Annotated in this window: 5 protein-coding genes; 4 read left to right on the top strand and 1 reads right to left on the bottom strand. The window is 66.1% G+C overall.

The genetic code is table 11. From position 1 onward, the window contains the following. Positions 1-41: 41 nt before the first annotated feature. The 4 genes from lexA to FQ668_RS14750 are packed head-to-tail and all read left to right on the top strand — an operon-like array spanning position 42 to position 5,781. On the top strand, positions 42-659 hold the full coding sequence (gene lexA / locus FQ668_RS14735) for a transcriptional repressor LexA (protein WP_012052394.1): 618 nt from the start codon (positions 42-44) through the stop codon (positions 657-659). Then, entirely contained in the window at positions 659-1,279 is a 621-nt protein-coding gene (gene imuA, locus FQ668_RS14740; protein WP_004374214.1) for a translesion DNA synthesis-associated protein ImuA, read from the top strand. The genes lexA and imuA overlap by 1 nt, the downstream gene beginning before the upstream one ends. A gap of 6 nt (positions 1,280-1,285) precedes the next feature. Further along, the gene (locus FQ668_RS14745) at positions 1,286-2,704 is read left to right on the top strand and encodes a DNA polymerase Y family protein (RefSeq protein WP_019438453.1); all 1,419 of its coding nucleotides are present in this window, start codon (positions 1,286-1,288) and stop codon (positions 2,702-2,704) included. Further along, the gene (locus FQ668_RS14750) at positions 2,701-5,781 is read left to right on the top strand and encodes an error-prone DNA polymerase (protein ID WP_019438452.1); all 3,081 of its coding nucleotides are present in this window, start codon (positions 2,701-2,703) and stop codon (positions 5,779-5,781) included. The genes FQ668_RS14745 and FQ668_RS14750 overlap by 4 nt, the downstream gene beginning before the upstream one ends. 242 nt (positions 5,782-6,023) lie before the next feature. Here the strand turns inward: FQ668_RS14750 and FQ668_RS14755 are convergent. Continuing rightward, a partial coding sequence (locus tag FQ668_RS14755) for an IS3 family transposase (RefSeq protein ID WP_144180385.1) occupies positions 6,024-6,114 on the bottom strand: 91 nt, incomplete at its 5' end.

A 6,114-nucleotide genomic window follows, 5' to 3' on the forward strand; every position in this document is an offset into this window, starting at 1 on the left:
CGACGAAGGGGGCTGTTCAGCGTGCTCCGAAAAGAGTACAAATGTGCTCCATGGACACTCTTACCCCCAAACGCCGCGCCATTTTCGAATTCATCCGTGAGCGCATTGCCGAGCATGGTCAGCCGCCGAGCCTGGCCGATATCGCCACGCGCTTCGGTTTTGCCTCGCGCAGCGTTGCGCGCAAGCACATCACCGCCCTGTGCCAGGCCGGTTACATCGATGTCACGCCAAACCAGGCCCGGGGCATACGCCTGGCCGAACCGCTGCGCCGGCCGGAAATCCTCGAAATACCCGTGCTGGGCCAGGTGGCGGCGGGTGCCCCCATCGGCCCGGACCTGGACATCCACGAGCAGTTGCTGCTCGACCCCAGCCTGTTCCGCCGTACCCCCGACTACCTGCTGAAGGTGCGGGGCGACTCGATGATCGACGACGGCATCTTTGACGGTGACCTGGTCGGCATCCTGCAACAGGCCGACGCCCGCGACGGGCAAATCGTGGTTGCGCGCCTGGACGGCGAAGTGACCATCAAGCGCCTGCAACGCCAAGGCGGCACTTACCGGCTGTTGCCACGCAACCCGGCCTATGCGCCGATCGATGTGCAGCCCGAACAGGACTTTTTCATCGAAGGCGTGTTCTGCGGCTTGCTGAGGCGCGACTGATGGGCGCCGTGGTCGACCTCGACAGGCTGCTGGAACAGCGCCGGGTATGGCGCGGCCGGCAGGCCCAGGCGCGGCCACTCGGGCTGCAGCCCACCGGCCATGCGGCCCTCGACGAACGTTTGCCGGAAGGTGGCTGGCCGGCGGCAGCACTGAGCGAGCTGTTGCTGGCCAACCCCGGCTGTGGCGAATTGCAGTTGCTGTGGCCAACCCTGGCCCGGCTGAGTGCAGAAGCCAGCAGAGTGGTGCTGGTGGCTCCACCCTTCATCCCTTTTGCACCGGCCTGGCAGGCAGCGGGGGTGGACCTGCGCTGGCTGGTACAGGTGGATGCCGAGCCTGCCGATGCCCTGTGGGCTGCCGAACAGTGCCTGCGCTCGGGCAGTTGCGCGGCGGTGCTGTGCTGGCCGGAACGTGCCGATGACCGCGCCCTGCGGCGCTTGCAGGTAGCGGCCGAAACCGGGCAGGCACTGGCGTTCGCCTGCAGGCCGCAGCAGGCGTCGCACAACCCTTCACCCGCAGCGCTGCGCATTGCAGTCGACACACGCCCGGCGCAATGGCGCGTGCTGAAAAGCCGGGGTGGCATGCCTCCAGCGCTGCCTATTCCCTGCCCGGGGCGGGGCTGATGCACCATGCTCTGGGCCTGCATCCTGCTCCCGCAGCTTGCGCTGGACACCGTCCTGCGTGAGCGTGACGACCCTGACACACCCTTGGTGCTGATTGGCGGGCCGACCCAGCGTCGCGTGTTGCAGGCAGTCAACCCGGCGGCCGCTGCACTGGGCCTGCGCGCCGGGCAAACCCTGACCGCAGCGCGTGCCCTGGCTGATGGCTTCACCTGCGTCCAAGCTGACCCCAAACGCATCGATCAGGTGCAACAGCTGCTGGCGGCCTGGGCCTACCGCTTCAGTGCCCAGGTCAGCCTGCATTACCCTCGGGCGCTGCTGCTGGAAGTGGGCTCCAGCCTGCAACTGTTCGGGCCCTGGCCTTTGTTCGAGGCGCGTCTGCGTCAGGAACTGGCAGAACTGGGCCTGCGTCAACGCATTGTCCTGGCCAGCAACCCGGTGGCTGCTCGCATGCTCGCCAATGGCCACGATGGCCTGGTCGTGGGCGATGTCGACGCCACCCGAGCGGCGCTGCTTGGCATGCCCATCACGCGCGTCGGCCTGCCGGCAGAGGCGGCCGAAGCGTTTGCCCGCATGGGCTTGCGCCAGCTGGGCCAGGTTTTGGCCTTGCCGCGCGATACCTTGGCCAGGCGCTTTGCGGCCCAGGTGCAGCTGCACCTCGACCAGTTGCTCGGCCTGCGCAACCTGGGGCTGGACTTCTACCAGCCACCCGACCGTTTCGAAACCCGGCTGGAACTCAACTTCGACGTCGAATCGCACCAGGCGCTGTTGTTCCCGCTGCGGCGCATGCTCAACGACCTTGCTGCATTTCTGGCCGGGCGAGACTGTGGCGTGCAGCGCTTCTGCCTGCATCTGGAGCACGCCGAGGGGCCGGATACCCTGCTCAAGGTGGGTTTGCTGGCGGCCGAACGCGATGCTGCGATGCTGTTCGAGCTGGCCCGTGGGCGCCTTGAGCCGCTGCGCATACCCGCACCGGTGCGCAACCTGCGGCTGGTTGCCGAAGACTTGCCACCCTTTGTGCCACAGCATCAGGCGTTGTTCGACCCGCGGGCGCAACAGGCGCAACCCTGGGCGCAATTGCGCGAGCGGTTGCGCGCCCGCCTGGGGGATGAGGCCGTCAAGGGGCTTGGCGCAGCCGCCGATCACCGCCCCGAATGCGCCTGGCAGTTGGCGGAGCAGGGTGCCCAAGGCAACATGCCGGTTGCACCGGGCAGCCGCCCGGGGTGGCTGTTATCGGCACCGATCGCGCTGGATGACGCCGCCTACCAGGTGCAGGGCTACGCCGAACGCATCGAATCAGGTTGGTGGGATGGCGGCGATGTGCGTCGCGACTACTACCGCATCGAAACCCGTGACGGCTTGCGCGGCTGGGCCTACCGCGACCTGAGCCAGGCCGGCCCGCTTTGGCTGCAGGGTTGGTTCGCATGAACACCCCGGGTTATGCCGAGCTGCATTGCCTTTCCAACTTCAGCTTCCAGCGCGGTGCATCGAGCGCCGACGAGCTGTTCCGGCGTGCGCGCAAGCAGGGCTACCAGGCGTTGGCGATCACTGACGAATGCACGCTCGCCGGTATCGTGCGCGCCTGGCAGGCAGCCAAGGTGCACCAGTTGCGGCTGATCGTTGGCAGCGAGGTGCAACTGTGCGACGGGCCCAAGCTGGTGCTGCTGGTCGAGAACCTGACCGGCTACCAGAACCTGTGCGCGCTGATCACCCGTGCCCGGCGGCGGGCAGAGAAGGGTGCGTACCAGCTGTTTCGTGATGACTTGCTGCTGCACCACCAAGGCCTGCTGGCCTTGTGGGTGGCCGCTGACAGTGGCGATACCGCTACCGGCGCGTGGCTGCGCAGTGTGTTCGCTGAGCGCCTGTGGCTGGCCGTGCACCTGCATCGGGGCAGTGACGATGCCATGCGCCTGCAACGGTTGCGGGCACTGGCGGCTGATGTGGGTATCCGCGCCGTGGCCTGTGGTGACGTGCACATGCACGTGCGTGGTCGCCGTGCCTTGCAGGACTGCATGACGGCCATCCGCCAGCATTGCCAGGTGAGCGAGGCCGGGCGCTTTCTGTTTGCCAATGGCGAACGGCACCTGCGCAGCCAGGCGCAACTGGCCGAGTTGTATCCGCTCGACCTGCTGGCCGAGACCCTGGTCATTGCCCGGCGCTGCCAGTTTGACCTGAGCGAACTGAACTACCAGTACCCACGCGAACTGGTGCCCGAGGGGCATACCCCGTCAAGCTGGCTGCGCGAACTGTGCGAGCAAGGCATGCCGCTGCGCTGGCCAGACGGGCCGAGTGGCAAAGTGCGGGCTGTGCTTGCCAAGGAACTGGGGCTGATCGAAGAGCTGGGTTACGAAAGCTACTTCCTGACGGTGCACGACATTGTCGCCTTCGCCCGAAGCCAGCGCATCCTATGCCAGGGTCGGGGGTCGGCAGCCAACTCGGTAGTGTGCTTCGTGCTGGGCATCACCGAGCTTGATCCCATGAAACACCACCTGTTGTTCGAGCGCTTCCTGTCGCGCGAGCGCAACGAGCCGCCGGACATCGACGTGGACTTCGAGCACGACCGGCGCGAGGAGGTGATCCAGTATGTGTTCCGTCGCTATGGCCGGCACCGGGCGGCGCTCACTGCTGTAGTCAACACCTACCATGCCGCCGGTGCGGTGCGGGATGTGGCGCGGGTGCTGGGGCTACCAGCCGACCAGGTGGATGCTTTGGCCAAATGTTGTGGCCGCTGGAGCGATCGCATACCCGATGACCAGCGCCTGGCCGAAGCCGGTTTCGAAGCGTGCAGCCCTTCGCTGCGGCGGGTGCTGGTACTGGCCGGCGAACTGATCGGCTTCCCCCGGCACCTGTCACAGCACCCGGGTGGTTTTGTCATCTCCCAGCAACCGCTCGACCAGCTGGTGCCGGTGGAGAATGCCGCGATGCCGGAGCGCACGGTGATCCAGTGGGACAAGGACGACCTGGACATGGTCGGCCTGCTCAAGGTCGACGTGCTGGCGTTGGGCATGCTCAGCGCCTTGCGTCGCTGCTTCGACCTGCTGCAGCACCACCGTGGCCGGCACCTGACCCTGGCGACCATCCCCAGCGAAGACCCGGCCACCTACGCCATGATCAGCCGCGCCGAGACCATGGGTGTGTTCCAGATCGAGTCGCGCGCGCAGATGGCCATGTTGCCGCGGCTGCGACCCCAAAAGTTTTACGACCTGGTCATCGAGGTAGCCATTGTCCGCCCCGGGCCGATTCAGGGCGACATGGTGCACCCGTACCTGCGCCGGCGCCTGAAGCAGGAACCGGTGACGTATCCGTCGCCGCAACTGAAGGAAGTGTTCGAACGTACCTTGGGCGTGCCGCTGTTCCAGGAGCAGGTGATGGAACTGGCGATGGTCGCGGCCGACTATACCCCGGGCGAGGCCGACCAGTTGCGCCGCAGCATGGCAGCCTGGAAGCGCCACGGCGGACTGGAACCGCACCGCGAACGGCTGGTGCAGGGCATGCTGCGCAATGGTTACACGCTGGCGTTTGCCGAGCGCATCTTCGAGCAGATCAAGGGGTTTGGCAGCTATGGCTTCCCTGAGTCGCATGCGGCCAGCTTTGCCTTGCTGTGCTATGCCAGCAGTTGGCTGAAGTGCCATGAGCCGGCGATTTTCACCTGTGCGTTGGTCAACAGTTGGCCGATGGGCTTCTACAGCCCCGATCAGTTGCTGCAAGAGGCTCGCCGCCAAGGTATCGAGGTAAGGCCGGTTGATGTCTGCCACAGCGACTGGGACTGCACACTGGAGCCTGATGCTCAAGGCACCCTGGCCATTCGCATGGGCCTGCGACTGGTGCGTGGCCTGGCCGAAGCCGATGCCAGGCGCGTGCAGCAGGCAAGGGCGCAGCGGCCGTGGCGCAACGTCGAAGACCTGTGTTTGCGCGCCGGCCTGGACGCACGGGCCCGTGCCCGCCTGGCTGATGGCGGGGCGCTGCGCGCCTTGGCCAGCGATCGGCATCAGGCGCGCTGGCAGGTGGCGGCGGTGCAGCCGCAACTGCCGTTGTTCGCCGATGTGCAGGCCTTGCCTGAAGAACCGGTGCAATTGCCCGTGCCAACCGTGGGCGAGGACCTGATGGCCGATTATCAAACCCTCGGCACTACGCTTGGCCCACATCCACTGGCGCTGTTGCGTTCTCGCCTGAGGGCACTGGGGTGTCGCAGCTCCAGTGAATTGCAGGGTGTGGAGCATGGCGACAACATTGCCGTGGCCGGGCTGGTGGTGGGCCGGCAACGGCCTCAAACCGCCAGCGGAGTGACCTTCGTTACTCTGGAAGACGAGCATGGCATGGTCAACGTGGTGGTGTGGCGTGCACTGGCCGAACGGCAGCGGCGGGCGCTGGTGGGTTCGCAGTTGCTCAAGGTCAGTGGGCGGTTGGAGCAGGAGAATGGGGTGCGGCACCTGATTGCGCGGCGGTTGGAGGATGTGAGTCCGCTGCTGCAAGGGCTGGATGTACGCAGCCGGGATTTCCACTGACCCCAACGCTCGGAACTTGCGCGGTTCCCTGTGGGAGCGGGCGAGCCCGCGAAGCAGCCACCGCATTGCAGGGCACCGGCCTTGCCGGTGTTCGCGGGCATGCCCGCTCCCACATTGACCGCCTGCAGCCTTGAGCCTGCCCCAACCATTCATCGGCCACGGTGCGTTATACCTTGGTCGACAGCCACGTTTGCCACTAGGCCTGAGCCCCCCCTGGACTGCCCCCCAAAAGTTGGACAGTTTTAAGCTGCAGCCTGAGCCCTGTATTCCACAGGGCTCAGGCCATTGAGTCTCAGCTTGATGCGATCATGGTTGTAGTAGTGAATGTACTCA

Origin of the sequence: Pseudomonas sp. Kh14 (assembly GCF_900291005.1) — a bacterium.
In the GTDB taxonomy this organism is placed as follows: domain Bacteria; phylum Pseudomonadota; class Gammaproteobacteria; order Pseudomonadales; family Pseudomonadaceae; genus Aquipseudomonas; species Aquipseudomonas alloputida.